The following is a 20,488-nucleotide window of genomic DNA, read 5'->3' on the forward strand; positions in this document are numbered from 1 at the left end:
TGACCTATAAGGCCAGCCTCACTGACTGGCTCTCCTTCCAGCCCGACATTCAATATGTCATCAACCCGCTTGAAGGCAGCCAGGACGTACTTGCCATCGGCCTCAGGATGACAGCCGAAATGAGCTGGAACTGAAGCAGGTCAGCTAAAACGGGCCGATTCGGGCGGTGTTCTGCGTGGGTATAACACCTGCTACTCATGTCCCGCGACATTAGTTTTGTCCGCCCTGATCACTAGATGATGTGGTCGCGACAAACCCATCGCATATTCGAATAGCTGGGTATGGTAGCCACGTTGCGAAAAACGACACTAAAAAAGTCCAGAAATTTTCGGACAAAATTAGTGTCGTTACGTGATTGAGCGAAGTATCAGGTGCTGACCTGTTGAACAGTATGACGGTGTTTGTGGTTATAGATATGATTTTGCTGGCTACAGGGTTTGGTGGACTTGAACCAAGTTTTTGGGCTTGGCATTAGGGGGTAAATGTCATATCGCGCAACTGTATAGTGAAGTAGGTACCTTAGGCACTAAGGATGCTTTTCAGCCATCTACAGGCATCCTTTGCAAGTGGCGCGAGCGTATGGCCAACATCTGGCAGGAGTGTGAATTCGGCGTCGACGCCGTGTTCTTGCCAGTTGGCGTGGAGGGTATGTAGTCGCTCGACGCGTGTATTGCCCGCGTCATTGGCACCTTCCACCCAGGTTGGACTGTTTGGAGCATGGATGATTAGACTGTTTTTGAGGTCTTGATCACCCACGAGCAATTGTGTGCGCACACTTTGCATTGCGTTTAGGTTTAGCTCCTTACCAAAGCGGCTTCTAATGTCGCTGGTGCCGACCCACCATTGCGATGGGTGGTTGAGGAGCGTAACCGATCCCGGAGCTGCGATAGACAATGCTGTAAGGCGTTCCGGATGAAGATAGAAAAAACGATGCGCGAAATGTGCTCCACCAGAGAAACCAAATAACGAGAACTTTGCTGTGTCAACACCGTAGCGCCTAGCAGTCTCATCTATCATGTCTATGAGGATGTGATCAAAGCGGATGCCTTGGAATTCGATGTACTTATAGCCGTCGGTATCTGAGGCATTGCCAATTCCTGATGGAAATAGTGGCGACAGGATAATGAGTTTTAGCGTCTCCGCTAAGGATACAAACGCCTGTCGAGTATCCTGAAAAGCACGATCACTGCCATGTACCACAACTAATAGACGGTATTCATGCGCTGTTTCGGGCGTCCAGTCCTCTGGCGTGTAGGTACAATAGGAGAATCGCTGATCTGATTGGCAAGCGATGGTTGTGGAATTTCCCATATAATAGACCGATAGCGGCTTTATGCTTTTTTGACCAGTAATGCCCACCCGGGAACTCCTACTTGAAATGTACGATATGCGTTTGCGGCTAATATAGTCGCCAATATACAACGCCAAATCAAGGGAAATATGCAAAATACGCCCCAGTTTGGTGAAAAATGGCCAAGAAAAAATTGCTATCGAGGTCGAGTATTCTGAGAAGTATGACTATAAATATATGATATATAACGATAAAAATAGAATTTTGTCATTATTTTCATCAAAAAATAGGCGCTTGCATATGCTTACAATAATGGCTACTATTTATTCAGGGAGAGCGGCATAGACACGACTGCCGTTTTTGGCATTGTTACTATTCAGGGAGAGTTCAAATGATTGGACAGAGAAAAATGGGGTTGTCTATGTCGGCTTCGGTCGCAACCTTAATATGGGCTGCGGGCTTGGGCGGACAGATTGTACATGCGCAGTCGAATGCAGAAGTGGTGATTGAAGAGGTGGTTGTTCAGGGATCACGCTTGCCTGCGTCGATTGAGTCTATGCCTGGATCAGTTACGTTGATCGATGAAGAAGAGTTGAACAAGCAGCTTTCGGTTACCTCCGATCTGGAGGCAATCCTCGGACAGTTGGTGCCAGGCATGGGGACTAGCTCCGCGTCACCCGCCAATTTCACCACCAGTTTGCGCGGACGCAAGCCTGTTTTTTTCATCGACGGCGTGCCTGTAACGCCGACGTTGAATGACGTGGGGCGCGAGTTGAGGCTGATTGACCCTGCCATCATCAAGCGTATCGAAGTTGTACGTGGTTCGTCTGCATTATATGGCAACAGTGCGGGTGCCGGTTTTATCAACTATATCACTGGCGCGGGTGCCAAGGGCGACACGACGTTCAGCACGGAGGTTGGTACCCAGTTCTCGCTAACGGATATTGGGAACGGCTTTCGGCCTTCTGTGCGCCAATCCATTTCCGGCGGTGATGGCGCCTTTGATTATCAGGTGTCAGGCTATTATGAGAAGGTCGGCGGTTTTTTTGACGCCGACGGTGACCGTATTGCCCCGATACCCAACGGGTTCAGTGGTCTCGCAGATTCTGAAATCTATAGCTACTATGGCAAGTTTGGTTTTGAGTTTGCTGAAAACCAGCGCATTGAAGCCAGTATCAACAAATATCGCCAGAAGCAGGATACAGACTACAAGCTCCTTGCGGGCAGCGTTGCAGACGGTGTGAAGGCTACAGCGATCCCTAAGGATGCAAGTGATACTGAAGAGGCTGATCAGTTTCATGAAAACCTTGTTGGGACCGTTAATTACTCACACGGTGACGTGTTTGGCAGCAATCTCAATGTGCAGGCTTATTATCAGAAATCGAAAAGCGTGTTTGAATATCTCGCGACCCGCTTTCCTTTGACCAGCAAGCCATCCGCGCAGTCTGACACCGACTCTGAAAAATATGGTTTCCGTCTCGATCTGCGCACGCCGCTTGACTTCCTGAGCGAAGGGGCGGAGCTGTTGTGGGGTGCGGATTACCTTCATGATGATACGGTTACAGGCTTGGTAGATGGTCGCGAATTTGCGCCCACACAGTTGCTCAAAAGCCGAGCGGTGTTTGGTCAGCTAACCATGCCGCTGTTTGATCGCCTTTCACTTACCGCCGGTATTAGGCATGAGAAAGCCGACCTTACAATTCAGGATTTCACATCGCTCTTTACGCTCGCGGAGATTACCGGTGGCACGCTCAAATATTCTGCGACACCAGTGAATGTGGGTTTGACCTATGATGTGTCGGACTCCATCAACCTTTTTGCTGGTTTCTCCCAAGGGTTTGAAGTGGCAAGCGTCGGTCGGGTGTTGCGCTCATATCCCGTGGATGTAAATGTCAATATTTTGGCACCAAAACCGAACCTGATTGACAACTATGAAGCGGGTGTGCGCGCAAATACGGGTGCCGTTTCGGCTGAATTCGCTGTGTTTTACACCACGTCCAGCAATGGTCTTGCGTTCAGCCCGGACCCGAATAATCCCAAAGACAATGTGATTGAGACTCGTACAGCGGACAAAGTGTATGGCTTTGAGTTCAGCATGAATGCTGAACTGTCTGATACATGGCGCACGGGCGGCAGCTACACTTGGCTTGAAGGCAAAGAGGATCGGGATCTGGACGGCGATTATGAGCTCTTTTTGCAGCATCGTCGTATTCCGCCACGCAAGCTGACGGCTTACTTGGAGCATGACATTTCCTCCGATTGGCGGGTGCGGGTTCAAGGCCTCTATTCGGGCAGTCGCAAAAAATTCCCCGGCAGTACGGCTTTCTGGGAAGGTGATGTGAACTCATGGGTGACGCTGGATGTAAGCATTGTTGGTGAGGTTGGTCCGGGTACGCTCACCGTTGGTGTAAACAATGCCCTGAATACTGACTATTACACCCATATCTCAGAGACAGCACAGCGCGATGACCGCTATTCGAAAGCGCCAGGCGCGACAGGTACTATCAAATACCGCATCAACTACTAGCTTCCTTTCGACAGCATAAAGAATGAACCCCGTTAATTGGTGTCTGCCCCAGGGTGGGCACCAATTTTCTTTCTTTCAACCATGAACTTTCAGAGGGTGAAAATGCAGAGGCAGTTGCGCAAAGTGCACAAGTGGATTGGTTTGGCTCTAGCAGTGTTTATTGTTGCGCAGGCGCTATCCGGAACCGCACTAACATTTCGTGCATCGCTTGAGCGGACACTGGCTGGGGAAGCCCGGCAGGCTTCGGGAGACGTTTCGGCGTATAGCCTTGATGCAGCGTTGACGGCTATCCGAAATGCCAGACCCAACGCGTTTATCTCACGGGTCTACTTCCCGCAGGACGCAGATGATACTGTCACTGCCCGATTGCTGGTGGATGGTGGAGATGCGTATGAATTTGTGTCGATTGACCACAGCAGGCAATACCGCGTCAGCTCTCTGGGCAGCTCCAGTGGTGTAATGTTCACCCTGTTTCGTTGGCATGAATATCTGCTTGTTAAAGGTCCAGGGCAGGTGATGAATGTTCTCATCGGTGTAGGGCTGATTTCTCTGGCTCTGACAGGGGTCTATTTCTGGTGGCCGCTTCGTAAACGACAAGGTCTTAAGGTTGCCTGGCGAGCCAGGCCCAAAATTAAATGGTATGATATCCACCGGGTGTTGGGTGTGATTGCAGCGCCGTTTCTGGTGGTGTCTGCGATTACCGGCATGTCGATCACGATCCGCGCATTTGACTGGAATTCTGCAATGAGCCCGGCGCTGATTTCAGCCAGCGTTGCTGCCGCACCGCTTGATCCCGTTTTGGCCTTGCTTGCCTCAGGGGTTGGGCGCAGTTCCGGTCCCGTTAAGGAAGTGCGTTTCTCTTCATCAAAACCAGAAGCAAGTTTTCTGGTGTTCTCGCTTGATGAGCCTTGGCCCGCTGCCGTGGACCGTATCATGGTGAGTACTGACAACGGACAGATAAAATTTGCGCGCCGAGCAGCTGACGCTAGCCCGTGGGCGCGCGTTCTTGGTTGGCTCTATCCGCTGCATAGTGGCCAGGCCTTTGGTGTCGCAGGTCAGATATTCGTCTTTGTTATGGGGTTGATGCTTATTGTTGTCGCTTCCGGGGGTGTCTGGTTATGGCTGCTACGTGCCGGGCATGCGGGCAAGAAATAAATGAGGCGTCCGTGTGTGCCAGCTAAGGCACAGTGTGCAGAAAAACGTGGTGTAGCAATATGGTCTTGATTGTGGCGCATAAATTGGCTACTATATTCTCAATAAGATGATTCATGAGGAGTAAAGTGATGGAAGTGGGACATTTGAAGAGCCTAGGGAAAATAAGTGTAGCCTGCGTGATGTCTGTCGGAATGATGGCGGGAACTGCTCAGGTAACAGCCCCAGTGTTCGCAGAAAGCACCAGTGTGGAACATGCTGCACTTATTGAAGCGTCCAAGGCGGAAGAGGGCCTACTCGTCTACTCCAATATTGCTGAGTATAACTGGCGCTATATCCTCGATGGTTTTCAGGAGGAGTATCCTTGGATCAAACTTGAAAGTATTGATCTGGGCCCCTCAACAGTTTTTGAGCGATATTATTCGGAAACATCCGTAGGAAAGAACAGCGCCGATATCATCGCCACGGCTGCTCCAGATGGCTGGACGAGATTTATCGAGCGTGGTGAACTTGCCGAGTATCGCTCGCCTGAAGCTGACAGCTTACCAACCTGGAGCATGCGTCCAGAAAGCCTCTACACCATTTCAGTTGATCCCATGATTATCATCTACAACAAAATGCTAGTTGATGAGGGACCCGACAGTTTTGAAGAGCTGGTGGAGATGGTGCAGGAAAATCCTGATAAATACCGGAACAAGGTCACCACCTATAACGCACTCAAGCATTCATTTGCCTATGACATCCACTGGTCGGCAGTAAAATATCTGGGCAATGAGGGTTGGCCTGTAATGGATGCGCTGGGGAGTGTCACCCGAGCTGAATCTGGCGGCGCGGTGATGGTTGAGAAGGTGACGAGCGGCGAATATTCCATGGGATATTTTGTCTCTGGTATTACTGTGTTTCCGCGCATGAAACAGGCAGGCCGCGATAAGATTATGGGCTGGGAGTTGATGGAGGATGGTACACCGGTTTTCCACCGTGAGATAGGTGTTACCAAAAAAGCCAAAAGCCCAAACTCAGCAAAGTTGTTCCTGAACTATATCCTGTCGCATGAAGGGCAGATTGCGGTAGGCAAAGGGGGCATGACCCCGTACCGGAGCGACGTGACCCATGGACAGGTGCCGTATCTGGCTTATCAGGATATCGTGGATGAGATCGGCGAAGAGAACATCATTCATGTCAAGTATGACGCCGAGGCCTACGAGAAACGCGACGAGTTCCTTGCTCGTTGGAAACAAGCCTTCCGCATCCAAGACTAACGTATTTCAGTAGGGCTGGCCTCACATACGCCAGCCCAGGAGATGTCAGATGAACACGCCTGCCAATGCTGCGGGGGAGACCAACGCGTCCCTGATTTCTAGGGCTAAGGTCATCCAGTATTCCGTCGCTGCGTTCACATTCCTTCTGGTGGCAATGCCGCTTGTGCCGATCCTTTATCAGGCGGTGCTTGACAAGCCACTTTATGATAGCGACGCCATACTAACGTTGAATAATTTCAGCAGACTTTTCTCGAACCCAAAGTTCTATGAAGCGCTGGGCAACTCCGTCTTGTTGTCTACCGTTACCACGATCATTGCATGCTTCGTGGGGGTTGCGACGGCGGTGTTTGTTGGCCGTACCAACATGCCAGGAAAACGCTTCTTTGGAGAGATCGTTTTGTGGCCTATGTATATCTCTCATCTGGTATTGGCTTTCGGCTGGTTCATGATGTATGGCCCGTCTGGTTATGTGACGCTGCTGGTCAAAAGTTGGATCGGGGCGGAGCCGTGGAACCTCTATACCATCACTGGCATGGCCTTGGTGGCCGGCGCCGCGCAAGCGCCGCTTGTGCATCTCTTCTGTGCATCATCTGTTGCGCGGGCCGATGCATCGCTTGAGGACGCCGCGCGCACTATCGGTGCGGGCCCCTTCACGGTTCTCTGGCGTGTCACCATTCCTCTCATGCGTCCAGCCATCATCTATAGCGGGATGCTTAACTTCATCGGCTGCCTTGAAATGCTTTCTGTGCCGCTGATCCTTGGTTCGCCGTCCGGCATGGATTTCTTCACCACCTTCCTCTATCTGGAAGGATATAGCGGTTCAAGTCCCGACTATGGCCTTATCGGCGCGGCCGCGTTCTTCCTGTTGGCGCTCATCAGTATGCTAATCTATTTCCAGAACAAGCTCCTGAAAAACGCTGGCCGCTTTGTAACGGTAAAAGGTAAAGCTACACGACCCAAGATCTTTAATCTCGGTTCATACCGCTGGTTTGTATCCGGGGCGCTGGCTGTCTATTTCTTCTTTACGCTGGGTATTACTGTAATGGGCCTTGGCCTCAGGGCATTCACCACCTTCCTGACGCCGCTACTGGCACCGTGGGAGTTGTTTACCTTCGACAACTTCAACCTCATCTTCGAGTATGAGGCATATAGAAGATCGATCAGTAACAGTATCATTGTCGCGTCCCTTGGTGCGGCGATAGCGGTGGCTTTCGTAGCGCTGGTCACGATTGTAATTCACCGCTCAGGTTTCCGCTTCAGAAAGGGCCTTGAATTGGCAGCTCTATATCCTCGGGCGGTGCCGGGGATTGTTGCGGGTATTGGCTTCTTCTGGGGTATGTTGTTGTTTCCCTTCCTTGGGCCTTTGCATGGCACGATCTGGATATTGATCCTGGCGTTTGTAATGCGCACGATACCGACGGCATTTGGTGCTATTTCCCCCGCACTGATGCAACTGTCGAAAGACCTTGATCAAGGTGCTCGCAGCGTGGGTGCCGACTGGTGGACAACCATCCGCAAGGTCATTCTGCCTCTTCTTAAACCGGCGCTCTTTGGTGCCTATGTCCTGTTGTTCCTGTCGTTCCTGAAGGAATACGCGTCGGCCGCGTTCCTCTTCTCTTCGGGCAGCGAAATTATAGGCACAACCATGCTTCAATTCTGGGTTAACGGTGACACCGGCCCCGTAGCTGCTCTTGCTGTCCTGCAAATCGGCATCACGATCGGATTTGTTACCTTCGCCCGCAAAATGTTGGGAGTAAAAGCTTATGGGTAAGCTTCTCATTGAAAACCTTTGCAAACATTTTGGTGACGTGAAGGCGGTAGATAACGTGAGTTTCACAGTTGAGAACGGCGAATTTCTAACACTTCTCGGGCCTTCCGGTTGCGGTAAGTCAACCACCTTGTTTGCGGTGGCTGGGCTTGATGTGCCCACGTCAGGCAAGATCAGTGTCGATGACACGGTTTTCTATGACAGCGCAGACGGCGTGATGGTTGAGCCGGAAAGCCGCCACTGTGGTCTTGTATTCCAGTCATACGCGCTGTGGCCGCATATGACGGTAGGCAAAAACCTGGCATTTCCGCTTGAGATCAGAAAAATCCCCAAGGATGAACAAAAGCGCCGCATAAATGAGGCACTGGGCCTTGTTGAAATGCAGGAGTATGTTGATCGTTACCCCCATGAGCTTTCAGGTGGGCAACAGCAGCGCGTCGCCCTGGCTCGCACGCTGGTCTATGAGCCCCGTCTAATGCTACTTGATGAGCCACTTTCAAACCTTGATGCCAAACTGCGCATCCGTGCGCGGCATTGGCTGAAAGAACTGCAAGCCAAGCTTGGCTTTACCACCATTTATGTAACACATGATCAGGTCGAAGCGCTTTCGCTCAGTGACCGCATCGCAGTGATGCAGGGCGGAAAAATTGCCCAGATTGGTACGCCAGAAGAGATCTATGGCAATCCGGCCAGCCCGTTTGTGGCGGACTTTATTGGCGCCAGCAACTTTATCGACGGTGTCGTGTCAGCGGTGCACAGCGGCATGGTTGATGTCACCATTGCGGGTGGTGGCACCATCAAGGCAGTGGCGCGGGGCACGCAGGCTAAAGGACAGAAGGTACAGGTCGCTATCCGGCCTGAGCACATCAGCGTTAGTACCGAAGGTAAAGTGTCACCAGAGGCAGACAACCTGTTGCAGGCGGCAGTGAAGGACCGAGATTATCTGGGCGCGCGTTTCCAGTATATGCTGGCGATCGGAGATGCGGAACTGCGTATGGAGACGGAAGATAACCTGGAAGGTGATACCGTGTTTGTGGCATTCTCTTCCTCGCGATCCATCTCGTTTGCGGTCTAGGGGGTGGAAATGGCATCTCCTCTTCATGTTGCCTGCGTGCAAAATGGTGCTGGCGATAACTTGAGCGCAAATCTGCGCGAGCTTGACGGTTTGATCACCGAGGCTGCCAAAGGTGGTGCAAGTTTTGTGGCGCTGCCTGAGGCTTGTGATTTTCTCAGTGGCGACAAGGCGGCGATGCGGGACTATGCCCGGTCAGCTACAGAACACCAAGCCTATCAAGCCCTTGTGGCCAAAGCCAAAGCGCTGGGTATTTGGCTACTGATAGGTTCACTCACCATGCGCAACCACGCGGGTACCATGGTGAATCGGTCTTCACTCATTTGTCCCGACGGCACGTTGGCGGCGCACTATGATAAAATTCATATGTTTGATGCCAATGTGACAGGTACCAAGGGCAGCAATGAATCTGACCTCTACGAACCCGGCACAAAGGCTTGCCTTGCGGCAATCCCTGGTGCGGTGCTGGGGATGAGCATCTGCTACGACGTACGGTTTGCCTATCTTTATCGCGCGCTTGCGAAAGCAGGGGCGACGGTGCTTGCCGCGCCGGCAGCATTCATGCAGGCAACGGGTGAGGCCGGGCACTGGGAAGTCTTGTTGCGCGCCCGTGCGATTGAAACCGGCTGTTTCATGATCGCCCCTGGTCAATATGGCAACCCCTATGGTGACCGTTTGAGCTACGGTCATTCATTGATAATTGCTCCTTGGGGTGAAGTTCTGGCGGATGCGGGCACAGGTGTAGGCGTTATTCATGCTGCGCTTGATCTGCGTGAAGTCGCGGCGGCGCGGTCGCGCATCATGAGCCTCAATCATGATAGACCATTTGAGGCGCCCATCGCAGTACGCGCTTTGCCGGAACCGGTGGCGGGATAGGTCATCATGCGCGTTGCTATTGCCGGGTTTCAGCATGAGACCAACAGTTTTGTTGAGGGTACCACGCCTTTTGAAGCGTTTGTGCAGCCAGACGCTTGGCCTGGCATGCTGCAAGGAGCTGAGATGATTGCTGGCACCCGGCGCCGGAACCTTCCCATCACCGGGTTTATCGAGGCTGCGGAAGCCAGAGGGTGGCAGCTTGCGCCACTTTTATGGTGCTCGGCTGCACCCTCTGGGTTGGTTGAAAGGGCAGCATACGGGCAGATCTCAGATGATCTGATTTTTCGACTGGATAGTGCTGGCCCGGTAGATGCGGTTTACCTTGACCTGCACGGTGCGATGGTAGCTGAAGGCGCGCCAGACGCTGATGGCATGCTTCTGAGGCGTGTTCGAGACCTGATTGGTCCTGACGTGCTTCTGGTTGCCAGCCTCGACTTCCATGCAAATGTGTCCGATGAGATGGTTCAGGCGACAGATGCGCTTGTGGTATTTCGCACTTATCCTCACGTGGATATGGCGGATACAGGCCGGCGGGCTGCGTGCCGCCTTGCTCAAATGGCTTGCCGCTCGCGGCGGGACACCCCGACGAAAAAGGCGCTGGTAAAGGTGCCATTTCTTATTCCGATGGGAACGCAGTCCACCCTTGAGGGGCCTATGGCTGAGATGATGGCCCGCATCGCTGAACTGGAGGCATGGGGTGGTGCGGTTGAATTTGCCGCAGGATTCCCGCTGGCAGATGTAGTGGAGTGTGGTCCGGCAATCATTGGCTATGGGGATTGCGGCGCCGCCAGTGTTGTCAAATTGAGTGAATTGATGGCGATACTGGAACACAAGTTCACCGAACGGCTTTTGACACCTGATGAAGCTGTGAGCGCAATTGAAGATAGAATCTATGGCGAGGGTTGTGGTCCAGTTATATTGGCGGACACTCAGGATAACCCCGGTTGCGGCGGCACAGGTGACACCGTTGGTCTATTGCGCTCCCTTATAGATGCAGACATCTGCGGTGCGGTTGTCGGGGTGCTTCATGACCCGCGGGCTGCTGAAAAGGCTCACAAGGCAGGTGTTGGCGCGGTGGTTGATGTTGCGCTGGGTGCGCGCCACGGCTTCGGTGAAACTCCCCTCGCTGTTCGCGCCACGGTTGAAGCATTGGCAGATGGCAATTTTGTTGGCACCGGCCCCTTCTATCAGGGCTGTGAGTTTGCGCTCGGACGCATGGCGTGCCTCCGGGTGGGAGACGTGCGGGTTGTTGTCTCCAGCGTGCGGCAACAGGCAGCCGACAAAGCTATGTTTCGCCACGTTGGAATTGAACCCGATGGGGCAAGGGTACTTGCCCTTAAATCATCCGTCCATTACCGCGCAGATTTTGGTGCGATTGCCCGAGCCTGTCTTACTGTCGTTAGCCCTGGCGCAAATGTCGCCGACCTTTCACAGCTGTCATACACCGCACTTAGGGGCGATGTGCGCATCGCGGGTGGGCGGAAAATTACAAGGATTGCATCATGAAGGCAGGGATTTGGCTTACCACGCCTAACGTTGCCATGGTCGAAATGGCCGGGGAACTTGGTTTTGGCGTTGCTGTTTTCGACCTGGAACATGGCATTATGGACCCGAGCGCGCTTGAGACATTGGTTGGTCTGTCTGCAGCACTTGGCATAACGCCCTTTTTGAAGGTGGCAGCATCTGAGCGGCGCTTCGTGATGGAAGGTCTGGATCGAGGAGCGTGTGGCGTGATTCTGCCGCAGATCGAAGACTGGCGCCACGCCAAGCAAGCGACAGCCTTCGCGAAATACCCGCCGCTTGGCAAGCGGGGCGCTTCTGGCGGCCGTGTGTTCGGCTATCAGCGCGCTGGTGCACAGTTTTATGAGACCCAGAACAAGACCAGTAAATGCATTGTGATGATCGAAACCAAAGGTGCGCTTCGAGACGTAGCAGATATTGCGGCGCTTGATACGGTTGACGGTCTGTTCGTGGGCCCCACAGACCTTGCGCTTTCCTGCGGTCGCAAGGCTTATGAGCAGTCTGACGCTGATTTCGCCGATATCGAACGGATCGCCAAAGCGGCCAAAGCGGCAGGCAAGAGCTTCATGTGGCCAGCATGGTCTGCGCGCGAACAGCAAATGGCGCGCACATTGGGGGCAGATACAGTCATCGTTTCGGATGAATTTGGTGCGCTTCGGTCAGGCATGCTTGCGGCTATGGCGACCTTCCAGCAACCGTCCTCGAAGGGTTAGCGCGATTATGTTCCATACAGTGAAAGTTTGGCCGTCTGCTATGGCGCTCCCGAAAGAAGACCAGTTGGCCTGGAAGCTTGCCGGTGTGGCCTTAAATGAAGCGCCTATTGATGATGAGGTTGCCGATATGGTGATAAATCGCATCATCGATAACGCTGGCGTTGCGGTTGCATCCCTGAACAGACGGCCAGTTATAGCGGCACGCCAGCAGGCGTTGGCTCACTCTCGCATAGGGGGCGCCGGCGTGTTTGGGATCGGGGCAGAGGCCCCGGTCGCAGCAGAGTGGGCGGCATGGGCGAACGGTGTTGCGGTGCGCGAGCTTGACTACCACGATACGTTTCTCGCCGCCGATTATGCTCACCCGGCGGATTGTATCCCGGCACTGCTGGCGGTAGCTGAGCAGTGCGGTGTATCCGGCGAGGCTCTTATTCGAGCAATTGCGGTTTCCTATGAGGTGCATGTAACTCTTGTGAAAGCTATATGCCTGCATGCCTATAAGATTGATCACATTGCTCATTTGGCGCCAGCCATTGCTGTAGGACTTGGTGCGCTTCTGGGTCTCGACCAGGACACCATCTATCAGGCGGTGCAGCAAAGCCTGCATGTGAGTTGTACCACGCGGCAGTCCCGCAAGGGTATGATATCAAGCTGGAAAGCATTTGCCCCCGCGCACGCGGGCAAGCTTGCCGTTGAAGCTGTCGACCGTGCCATGCGCGGTGAGGGCGCTCCAAGCCCCATATATGAAGGGGAAGATAGTGTGGTTGCCCAGATGCTCGGTGGGCCGAAAAGCGCTTACGGAGTATCCCTGCCAGACAGGGGCCAGCCTTTGCAGGCCATACTTGAAACCTATACCAAGGCTTATTCGGCTGAATATCAGAGCCAGGCGTTGATTGATCTTGCCTTTCGCATGAGAGAAAAGGTCGAAGACCTTGACAGCATTGACCAGATTGTCATTCAGACAAGCCACCACACACATAACGTGATTGGTACCGGCGCGGGCGATCCTGAAAAATTTGACCCTCACGCAAGCCGGGAAACGCTTGACCATTCTATCATGTATATTTTTGCTGTGGCACTCGAAGACGGCTTCTGGCATCACGAAAAATCATATCCCCCTATGAGGCCTGCCACCGAGAAAACCCTAATGCTTTGGCACAAGGTTTCCACGGAAGAGGCACCTGAATGGACCCGGCGGTATCATGCGGAAGACCCGGCAGACAAAGCGTTTGGCGGCCGCGTTGTCATCCGTTTGGAGGATGGCCGGGAGATCATAGATGAACAGCTCGTGGCTGACGCCCACCCGCTAGGGCAGGCACCCTATGCCCGAGCAGATTACAAAGCGAAGTTTATGAAACTATGCGACAGCATACTGCCATCCTCCGGGCAGGAGAGCTTCTTGGTTGCAGCAGAAGGATTAATGAACCTCAAGGCTGGAATGCTTGGTGCGCTTGTACCCAAGGTGCCTGAACATATGCTCAGTTGCCCAACGATACGGGGGATATTTGATGCTTGACCAAACTGTAACTAGCGCGGGGAAACGGGCGGCGTTTAAAGAAGCACTGCATGATGCAGAAATTCTGCAATTGCCGGGTGCGATCTCGCCTTTGTGCGCGCGGTTGATTGAGGCCAAAGGCTTCGGCGGATTCTATATCTCGGGCGCCGTGTTGTCAGCTGACCTTGGCTTACCGGATATCGGCCTGACCACTGCAGGCGAGGTGATTGGGCGAGCGGGCCAGATGACAAGCGCCAGCAACCTGCCTGCATTGCTGGACGCAGATACAGGGTTTGGTGAGCCAGCGAATGTGGCACGCACTGTGGCGCAGATTGAGGCAGCAGGTATCGCAGCTTGCCATATCGAGGATCAGGTGATGCCCAAAAGGTGTGGGCATCTGGACAACAAGACGCTGGTGCCTGTGCACGATATGGTGCGCAAGATACGCGCGGCCGCAGGGGCGAAACGATCAAGCGATTTCACCTTGGTTGCCCGCACGGATGCTGTCGGTACGGAAGGGCTCGAAGCTGCGGCCGAGCGCGCGAGAGCCTATGTGGCGGCTGGCGCAGATGCCATCTTTGCAGACGCACTGGCTGATGAACATGATTTCAAAGTGTTTCGGCGGGCCGTCGATGTCCCGCTTATCGCCAACATGACCGAGTTCGGCAAAAACCGGCTTCTTGATAAGGGAACGCTCCAAGACCTGGGGTATAATGCTGTGCTCTACCCGGTCACCATGCTGCGTCTAGCCATGCACGCCATGGAAGAAGGTCTTGATGTTATTGCGCGCGACGGAACGCAATTGGGTCTTGTGGGCCGGATGCAGCACCGGGCGGAGCTTTATGAACTGCTGAACTATAAAGCCTACGGCACCTATGACGCGACCATTGCAAACTTTACTGTTCCGCACGCCGCCAAACCGGGAGACCTCGAATGATATCGGTGGATGACATCAAAACCCGTCTGCAGGCAAACCCTGATCAGTTTGTCAAACTTGGCCTCACGGATATCGACGGTATTCTGCGCGGCAAATATCTCTCTGGCAGGAAATTCCTGTCTGCACTTGATAACGGTATGGCCTTTTGCAGTGTCGTGCTGGGCTGGGACAGCGATGACCAGCTTTATGACAATGTCAGCTATACGGGTTGGCACAATGGATATCCCGATGCGCCGGTACGCATAGTGCCGGAAAGCGGTCGCAGCCTTACATTCGAGGATGGGCAGCCGTTTTTTCTGGCAGAGTTTGCCGGTGATGCCGAGTCTTACTGTCCACGCGGCATACTCCGCCGTGTTTTGCACAAAGCCGCAGACATGGGCTTTAGCGCAATGGCTGGTTTCGAGTATGAGTTTTTTGTGTTTGATGAAACACCTGAAAGTGTGCGTGCCAAGGGGTACCGCAACCTGACACCCATAGCTCCTGGAACCTTCGGGTATTCCGTATTGCGTAGTAGCGAACATGCGAGCCTTTATACCGCGCTGCTGGACGCTGCTACGGGGCTTGATATCCCGATTGAGGGGCTACATGAGGAAACCGGCCCCGGCGTGCTGGAAGCCGCGTTGACGGTTGATGATGCCATCAAGGCTGCAGACAAGGCAGCGCTTTTCAAGACCTTTGCGAAAGTGGTTGCTCGCCAGCATGGCAAGATGGCGACCTTCATGGCGAAGTGCACACAAGAGTGGCCCGGCCAAAGCGGACATATGCATGTTTCTTTATGGCGGGATGGTAAATCCGCCTTCCATGACGACAGAGAGCCTCACGGAATGAACGCCACCATGCGCCATTTTGTGGCAGGACAGCAAAGGCTTATGCCGGAGATGCTGGCGATGATTTCCCCAACGGTGAATTCGTACAGCCGGCTGGTGCCAGGCGCCTGGGCGCCGACTGCCGCCACATGGGGCGTTGAAAACCGTACCTGTGCTTTGAGGGTGATTCCGGGTTCATCAAAAAGCCAACGGGTGGAATACCGCATCACGGCAGCGGACGCGAACCCCTACCTCTCTCTGGCGGCGGCGATTGCGTCCGGCCTTTGGGGAATAGAGCATAAGTTGGAACCAAGTGCGCCAATCACAGGCAATGCCTATGAGGCCGATATGGCGGAGAACTTGCGCCTACCCGCCACTCTTTGGGATGCAGCACAGCGTCTAAAGACAAGTGAGGCCGCGCGCGCCAGTTTTGGAGATGAGTTTGTGAATCATTTTGCTGCCACCCGTGAGTGGGAGGAACGTGAGTTCCGCCGCCATGTAACGGATTGGGAACTGAAGCGATATTTTGAAATCATCTAGCGGATACCTGTGATTGGAGTGGTTATGAGTGGCATTAGAACAATCTCCCCGGTTGATGGCAGCCTCGTAGTTGCCATGCCGTTTCTGGAATACACAGCCGCCGAGGCGGCAGTGTCAAAAGCACAAGAGAGCTTGAAAAACTGGCGGACAATGCCGCTGGTTGCGCGTATTACAATTCTACGTAAAGCGGTCGACTATCTGGTCTCCAGGAAGAAAATACTGGCCGAAGAACTGACTTGGCAGATGGGGCGACCCGTCAGCCAAACAGCGGGCGAAATTGACGGCATGGCCTACCGTGCCAACCGTATGTTTGGCCTGGCTGAAGAGGCATTGGCTGACCGGTATGAACAGGCGCCAGAAGGGCACACATATTTCATCCGCCGGCAACCGCTCGGGGTGGTGTTCGCCATCACCCCGTGGAATTATCCTTATCTGACTGCGATCAATATCATTGTTCCTGCGCTCGTCGCTGGCAATGCGGTGCTCCTAAAGCCATCCCCCCAAACGCCACTGGTGGGCGACAGTTTTGCTGAAGCGTTCACGCATGCGGGCCTGCCCGCGGGTGTGTTTCAGACCCTGCATCTTAGCCCTGAGAATACAGAAAGTTTTATCCGTGAGGCGGATATCAACCATGTTGGTTTCACAGGGTCAGTTGAAAATGGTGCAGCGGTCGAGCGCGCGTCTGCGGGGCGGTTTCTGAGCGTTGGGCTGGAACTTGGTGGTAAAGACGCAGCATATGTACGGGCGGATGCGGATATCCCGAATGCGGTTGCTAGCCTCGTGGATGGTGCGTTCTTCAATTCAGGCCAGTCGTGCTGTGGCATTGAGCGCATCTATGTGGCCAACACGGTGTATGATGAATTTGTCTCTGCCTACGTGGAAGGTGTGAAACGCTACAAGCTTGGCAACCCGCTGGATAGCACGACCAACCTGGGGCCGGTTGTGAATGTGGCCTCTGCCGAGCGCATACGTTCACAGATTGCAGCGGCCTGTGCGGCCGGTGCGACGCCGTTGATCCCAGAAGGTTTTTTTCCTGCCACGAAAGAGGGTACGGCCTATATAGCGCCGCAAGTACTCGTGAATGTGAACCACCATATGGAGTTCATGCGACAGGAAACATTCGGCCCCTGCGTGGGGATCATGCCGGTAGGGTCGGATGAGCAGGCCATCGGCCTCGTCAACGACAGCCCTTACGGTCTGACTGCCAGTGTGTGGAGCAATGATCCGGAGAGCAGCATGAGGGTAATGGAAGCCTTCAATGTTGGCACGGTGTATCTCAATCGCTGTGACGCACTGGAGCCTGCGTTGGCGTGGACGGGGGTCAAGCATTCTGGCCGGGGCTGTACGCTGTCGCGTTTCGGGTATGACGCGCTGACCCGGCCCAAATCCTTCAACCTTGTCCTGCCCGAATAAAGAGAGGCGTACCTGTCATGTTTTCAAGTCTGAAAGTGAACTGGAACTACCCTACAGCCATGTATGTTGGCGCCGGGCGTGTCGGTGAAATTGCGGCCATCTGTGCGGCATTTGGCATTCGCCGCCCGCTCGTGGTGACCGACGAGGGGGCAGCCGTTTTGCCGTTTACGCCCAGAATTATGGACCTCCTGAAGGAAGCTGGTTTGGAGGCAGCGCTTTTCTCTCAGGTACCCAGCAATCCCACGGATGCCTGCGTGGAAGCAGGGGCAGGTTTCTATCGTGAAGGAGCGCACGACGGCGTTATTGCCCTTGGCGGCGGTAGCGGGCTTGATGCGGGCAAGGCCATTGCACTACTGGCGGGGCAAAGCCGGCCACTGATTGACTTCGAGGACGTAGGGGACAATTACGCCCGCGCAAATTCAGCTTCTATTGCCCCGGTTATTGCCGTGCCTACAACAGCGGGAACCGGCTCGGAAGTGGGCCGGGCATCGGTCATAACTTTCAGTGCGACACACGAGAAAAAGATCATCTTTCATCCGAAAATGATGCCGGTTGCGGTGATTAGCGATCCTGAATTGACTGTGGGATTGCCTGCGCAACTCACTGCTGCGACGGGTATTGACGCTTTCACTCATTGTTTTGAAGCCTTTTGTGCGCCCGGATACCACCCGATGGCAGATGGTATTGCCCTTGAGGGTATGCGGCTGGTGAAGGAGTGGTTGCCGATCGCCTACGAGGACGGCAGCCATATTGAGGCAAGAACGCATATGCTGTCTGCGGCGAGCATGGGAGCGACCGCATTCCAGAAAGGGCTTGGTGCCGTGCATGCCCTGAGCCACCCCGTGGGCGCGGTTTATAATGCGCACCACGGCCTGACAAATGCGATTTTCCTGCCTTATGTGATGGTGAAGAACGGCCCGGTGATTGAAGAGAAGATGGTGCATCTGGGGTCATATCTGGGGCTGGGTAGTGGCGGGTTTGAGGCGGTGCTGGACTGGATACTGGCTTTTCGCCGCAGCCTTGGTATTCCGGCGGGTGCATCTGGCCTGGGTCTGAAACGTGAGAATATCGCCATGCTGGCGGAGGCGGCGCTTCAGGACCCGTCAATGGGCGGGAACCCCCAACCCTTGAGCGCAGCAGAATTGGCAGAGCTTTACGAACGCTCGCTTGTCGCCGATTTGGGCTGAGCAAGTTGAAACTTGTCTGGTGATTGGCACTGTGAAAGAGCCGACGTGATGGGCAGGTATCTACCACGTCGGCGTTTTCTAGGTTATTCGGAGTCTGTTGGCTTGGTAAACTCCCGCCAACGATTGAGGTGCCGGTATATGGTGTAGCTAAGGCCGTCGGCATCCCGCCGCCTCAGCATGTCCACCATCTGGCGGTGATCTTCATTGCTCGCGCGGGTGCCTGCAACCGTATCCCAACCACCTTTCCGGCCCGGGATGCCGCGTTCTCGCAATTCACGGATCTGGTCCACCAGCAGCTCATTACCGGCAAGTGCATAAAAGCTGTTGTGAAATTCCAGATTTAGCGCAATGAGGTCAGCTCGGCTGTGGGTATCAATCGCAGCTTCAAATTCATCGACCAGTTTGCTCAGCGCATCGACGTCCTCGTCGGTACACTTCTGCGCGGCAAGTCTGCCCGCTGCAGTCTCCAATATGGTGCGTACTTCATAGAGGTCTGAGCGTTCGCGATCTGATGGGTTGATCACTCGGTAACCTCGGTTGGGGATATGATCGATCAAATGTTTTGCTGCCAGCTCGGAGAGTGCCATGCGCACTTCAAAGCGGTTTGCCTGATAGCGGCTTTCAATATCCGCCTGCTTGAGCCACTCACCAGCGCGCAGTTTTTCCGTCAGGATATCGCGCTGCAAACGCAAGCCAACATCCAATTCCGTGTCCGGAGATACGTTTTTTCTTGTCATAAGCCTAAATAGTAGCCAATATTGTTATATAATTTAGTCACTTATATGCATATAACATTTTCACGAGAAGAAAACCAGTTTCTCGTGTTGGGGAAACCATAAACAACTCGACACCGGCGGAGGTTATTAATGGCAGGCGAACGTCAACCTGACGAAATTATCACTATACCTTTGAAAGAGGGCTTTAATGTTAAAGCCTATAGCTTCGGCTTCGGGGACGACGTGCTCCTCTGCGCGAACGGCGGGCCGGGCCTGCCATGCGATTATATCCGTGACAGTCACTCCGTGATGGCAGACCGTGGTTTCCGCGTTGTGGCTTGGGATCAGCTTGGCTGCGGCAAGTCTGACAGGCCGGATGATAGTTCCCTCTGGACTCTGGAGCGTTATGTTGAAGAGGCGGAGCAGGTGCGTGCGGTGCTTGGCTTGGGCAAGGTGCATTTTCTCGGTCAATCTTGGGGAACATGGATGGGCACCGAATATGCGCTCACCCATCCGCAAAACCTCAAGTCGCTAACACTGGCTAACGGTGCGTGCGATATCCCCTATCTGATATCAGAGTTGCACCGTTTGCGCGAGGCGCTTGGCCCAGAAACCGTAGCCATGATGCAGCGCCATGAAGCAGAAGGCACGCTTGATCATCCCGAGTATCAGGCCGCGATTACAATTCTCAACTATCGGCACGTATGCCGGCTTGATGCATGGCCCGATGCGGTCAACCGGTCCTTGGATGACTGGAACATGGCGCCCTACCTGACCATGCAAGGCCCGAACGAATTTACCTATACCGGCAACATGAAAAACTGGAACCGCGTGCCAGATATGCATCGCATCGAAATGCCGGTCCTGCTGCTAACCGGCCTCTATGACGAACTGACCCCAGCATGCTCTGCCCAGATGCATCACGTCTTGCCCAACTCGGAAATACGGGTGTTCAAGAACAGTTCCCACATGCCGTTCTTCGAAGAACCCGATGCTTATTTCGCTTGCCTTGAACGTTTCTTGCGCAAGGCCTCGAAGGCCTAGACCCTTATCCCCCATAGAGAACTGGATTTTCATATGACCTATCGCCCCTTTGTTGTGGCAGCATGCGCCACTTCCGTCCTAGCCGCTTTTGCGTCCGCGCACGCTGAAGATGGCACTGAGCTTTCAGAAGTTTTAGCTTTGGTACGTGCACAGGCTGAAGAGATTGCGGCCTTG

General features: G+C 53.9%; 17 protein-coding genes. 15 read left to right on the top strand and 2 right to left on the bottom strand.

What is annotated here, in order from left to right:
- Positions 1-134: carbohydrate porin (locus tag ACN0XZ_RS18465; protein WP_417459309.1), on the top strand; the 134-nt coding region annotated here is incomplete at its 5' end.
- Positions 135-519: 385 nt separating this feature from the next.
- On the opposite strand, the gene ACN0XZ_RS18470 is transcribed toward ACN0XZ_RS18465, so the two are convergent.
- On the bottom strand, positions 520-1,359 hold the full coding sequence (locus tag ACN0XZ_RS18470) for an alpha/beta hydrolase (RefSeq protein ID WP_417459294.1): 840 nt from the start codon (positions 1,357-1,359) through the stop codon (positions 520-522).
- Positions 1,360-1,682: 323 nt separating this feature from the next.
- Here ACN0XZ_RS18470 and ACN0XZ_RS18475 point away from each other — a divergent pair, with 323 nt between their 5' ends.
- The 13 genes from ACN0XZ_RS18475 to ACN0XZ_RS18535 all read left to right on the top strand — a co-directional run bounded on the left by ACN0XZ_RS18475 (position 1,683) and on the right by ACN0XZ_RS18535 (position 18,554).
- Positions 1,683-3,818: a TonB-dependent receptor gene (locus ACN0XZ_RS18475; protein ID WP_417459295.1), complete on the top strand. Its 2,136-nt coding sequence runs from the start codon at positions 1,683-1,685 to the stop codon at positions 3,816-3,818.
- A 102-nt stretch (positions 3,819-3,920) separates the two neighbouring features.
- Positions 3,921-4,973, top strand: a complete 1,053-nt coding sequence (locus ACN0XZ_RS18480) for a PepSY-associated TM helix domain-containing protein (protein WP_417459296.1) — start codon at positions 3,921-3,923, stop codon at positions 4,971-4,973.
- A gap of 128 nt (positions 4,974-5,101) precedes the next feature.
- Positions 5,102-6,229: an ABC transporter substrate-binding protein gene (locus ACN0XZ_RS18485; protein ID WP_417459297.1), complete on the top strand. Its 1,128-nt coding sequence runs from the start codon at positions 5,102-5,104 to the stop codon at positions 6,227-6,229.
- A 49-nt stretch (positions 6,230-6,278) separates the two neighbouring features.
- On the top strand, positions 6,279-8,000 hold the full coding sequence (locus ACN0XZ_RS18490) for an ABC transporter permease (RefSeq protein ID WP_417459298.1): 1,722 nt from the start codon (positions 6,279-6,281) through the stop codon (positions 7,998-8,000).
- Positions 7,993-9,072 (top strand): ABC transporter ATP-binding protein, encoded by a 1,080-nt coding sequence (locus ACN0XZ_RS18495; protein ID WP_417459299.1) that lies wholly within the window; start codon positions 7,993-7,995, stop codon positions 9,070-9,072. Before ACN0XZ_RS18490 ends, ACN0XZ_RS18495 begins: the two co-directional genes overlap by 8 nt.
- 9 nt (positions 9,073-9,081) lie before the next feature.
- Positions 9,082-9,945, top strand: coding sequence for a carbon-nitrogen hydrolase family protein (locus ACN0XZ_RS18500; RefSeq protein ID WP_417459300.1), 864 nt, complete (start codon positions 9,082-9,084; stop codon positions 9,943-9,945).
- 6 nt (positions 9,946-9,951) lie between these two features.
- On the top strand, positions 9,952-11,451 hold the full coding sequence (locus ACN0XZ_RS18505) for a M81 family metallopeptidase (protein ID WP_417459301.1): 1,500 nt from the start codon (positions 9,952-9,954) through the stop codon (positions 11,449-11,451).
- Positions 11,448-12,179 carry an HpcH/HpaI aldolase family protein gene (locus tag ACN0XZ_RS18510; RefSeq protein WP_417459302.1) on the top strand — a complete coding sequence of 244 codons (732 nt, stop codon included), beginning with the start codon at positions 11,448-11,450 and terminating at the stop codon, positions 12,177-12,179. The genes ACN0XZ_RS18505 and ACN0XZ_RS18510 overlap by 4 nt, the downstream gene beginning before the upstream one ends.
- A gap of 4 nt (positions 12,180-12,183) precedes the next feature.
- Positions 12,184-13,692 carry an MmgE/PrpD family protein gene (locus ACN0XZ_RS18515; protein WP_417459310.1) on the top strand — a complete coding sequence of 503 codons (1,509 nt, stop codon included), beginning with the start codon at positions 12,184-12,186 and terminating at the stop codon, positions 13,690-13,692.
- A complete protein-coding gene (gene prpB / locus ACN0XZ_RS18520; protein ID WP_417459303.1) occupies positions 13,685-14,608 on the top strand; it encodes a methylisocitrate lyase in 924 nt (307 codons plus the stop codon). The genes ACN0XZ_RS18515 and prpB overlap by 8 nt, the downstream gene beginning before the upstream one ends.
- Positions 14,605-15,954 carry a glutamine synthetase family protein gene (locus ACN0XZ_RS18525; protein WP_417459304.1) on the top strand — a complete coding sequence of 450 codons (1,350 nt, stop codon included), beginning with the start codon at positions 14,605-14,607 and terminating at the stop codon, positions 15,952-15,954. The genes prpB and ACN0XZ_RS18525 overlap by 4 nt, the downstream gene beginning before the upstream one ends.
- Positions 15,955-15,978: 24 nt before the next feature.
- A complete protein-coding gene (locus ACN0XZ_RS18530) occupies positions 15,979-17,367 on the top strand; it encodes an aldehyde dehydrogenase family protein (protein WP_417459305.1) in 1,389 nt (462 codons plus the stop codon).
- A gap of 17 nt (positions 17,368-17,384) precedes the next feature.
- Positions 17,385-18,554, top strand: a complete 1,170-nt coding sequence (locus tag ACN0XZ_RS18535) for an iron-containing alcohol dehydrogenase (protein WP_417459306.1) — start codon at positions 17,385-17,387, stop codon at positions 18,552-18,554.
- A gap of 83 nt (positions 18,555-18,637) precedes the next feature.
- Here the strand turns inward: ACN0XZ_RS18535 and ACN0XZ_RS18540 are convergent, their stop codons facing one another.
- Entirely contained in the window at positions 18,638-19,246 is a 609-nt protein-coding gene (locus tag ACN0XZ_RS18540) for a GntR family transcriptional regulator (protein ID WP_417459307.1), read from the bottom strand.
- A gap of 174 nt (positions 19,247-19,420) precedes the next feature.
- Here ACN0XZ_RS18540 and ACN0XZ_RS18545 point away from each other — a divergent pair, with 174 nt between their 5' ends.
- The gene (locus tag ACN0XZ_RS18545) at positions 19,421-20,314 is read left to right on the top strand and encodes a proline iminopeptidase-family hydrolase (protein WP_417459308.1); all 894 of its coding nucleotides are present in this window, start codon (positions 19,421-19,423) and stop codon (positions 20,312-20,314) included.
- Positions 20,315-20,488 lie beyond the last annotated feature (174 nt).

Source organism: Kordiimonas sp., from assembly GCF_048264555.1.
In the GTDB taxonomy this organism is placed as follows: domain Bacteria; phylum Pseudomonadota; class Alphaproteobacteria; order Sphingomonadales; family Kordiimonadaceae; genus Kordiimonas.

What these genes read in the sequence shown, in the direction of transcription:
- ACN0XZ_RS18510 (WP_417459302.1), top strand. Translation starts at nt 11,448, where the DNA reads ATGAAGGCAGGGATTTGGCTTACCACGCCTAACGTTGCCATGGTCGAA.
- prpB (WP_417459303.1), top strand. Translation starts at nt 13,685, where the DNA reads ATGCTTGACCAAACTGTAACTAGCGCGGGGAAACGGGCGGCGTTTAAA.
- ACN0XZ_RS18505 (WP_417459301.1), top strand. Translation starts at nt 9,952, where the DNA reads ATGCGCGTTGCTATTGCCGGGTTTCAGCATGAGACCAACAGTTTTGTT.
- ACN0XZ_RS18490 (WP_417459298.1), top strand. Translation starts at nt 6,279, where the DNA reads ATGAACACGCCTGCCAATGCTGCGGGGGAGACCAACGCGTCCCTGATT.
- ACN0XZ_RS18480 (WP_417459296.1), top strand. Translation starts at nt 3,921, where the DNA reads ATGCAGAGGCAGTTGCGCAAAGTGCACAAGTGGATTGGTTTGGCTCTA.
- ACN0XZ_RS18500 (WP_417459300.1), top strand. Translation starts at nt 9,082, where the DNA reads ATGGCATCTCCTCTTCATGTTGCCTGCGTGCAAAATGGTGCTGGCGAT.
- ACN0XZ_RS18545 (WP_417459308.1), top strand. Translation starts at nt 19,421, where the DNA reads ATGGCAGGCGAACGTCAACCTGACGAAATTATCACTATACCTTTGAAA.
- ACN0XZ_RS18525 (WP_417459304.1), top strand. Translation starts at nt 14,605, where the DNA reads ATGATATCGGTGGATGACATCAAAACCCGTCTGCAGGCAAACCCTGAT.
- ACN0XZ_RS18485 (WP_417459297.1), top strand. Translation starts at nt 5,102, where the DNA reads ATGGAAGTGGGACATTTGAAGAGCCTAGGGAAAATAAGTGTAGCCTGC.
- ACN0XZ_RS18475 (WP_417459295.1), top strand. Translation starts at nt 1,683, where the DNA reads ATGATTGGACAGAGAAAAATGGGGTTGTCTATGTCGGCTTCGGTCGCA.
- ACN0XZ_RS18495 (WP_417459299.1), top strand. Translation starts at nt 7,993, where the DNA reads ATGGGTAAGCTTCTCATTGAAAACCTTTGCAAACATTTTGGTGACGTG.
- ACN0XZ_RS18535 (WP_417459306.1), top strand. Translation starts at nt 17,385, where the DNA reads ATGTTTTCAAGTCTGAAAGTGAACTGGAACTACCCTACAGCCATGTAT.
- ACN0XZ_RS18530 (WP_417459305.1), top strand. Translation starts at nt 15,979, where the DNA reads ATGAGTGGCATTAGAACAATCTCCCCGGTTGATGGCAGCCTCGTAGTT.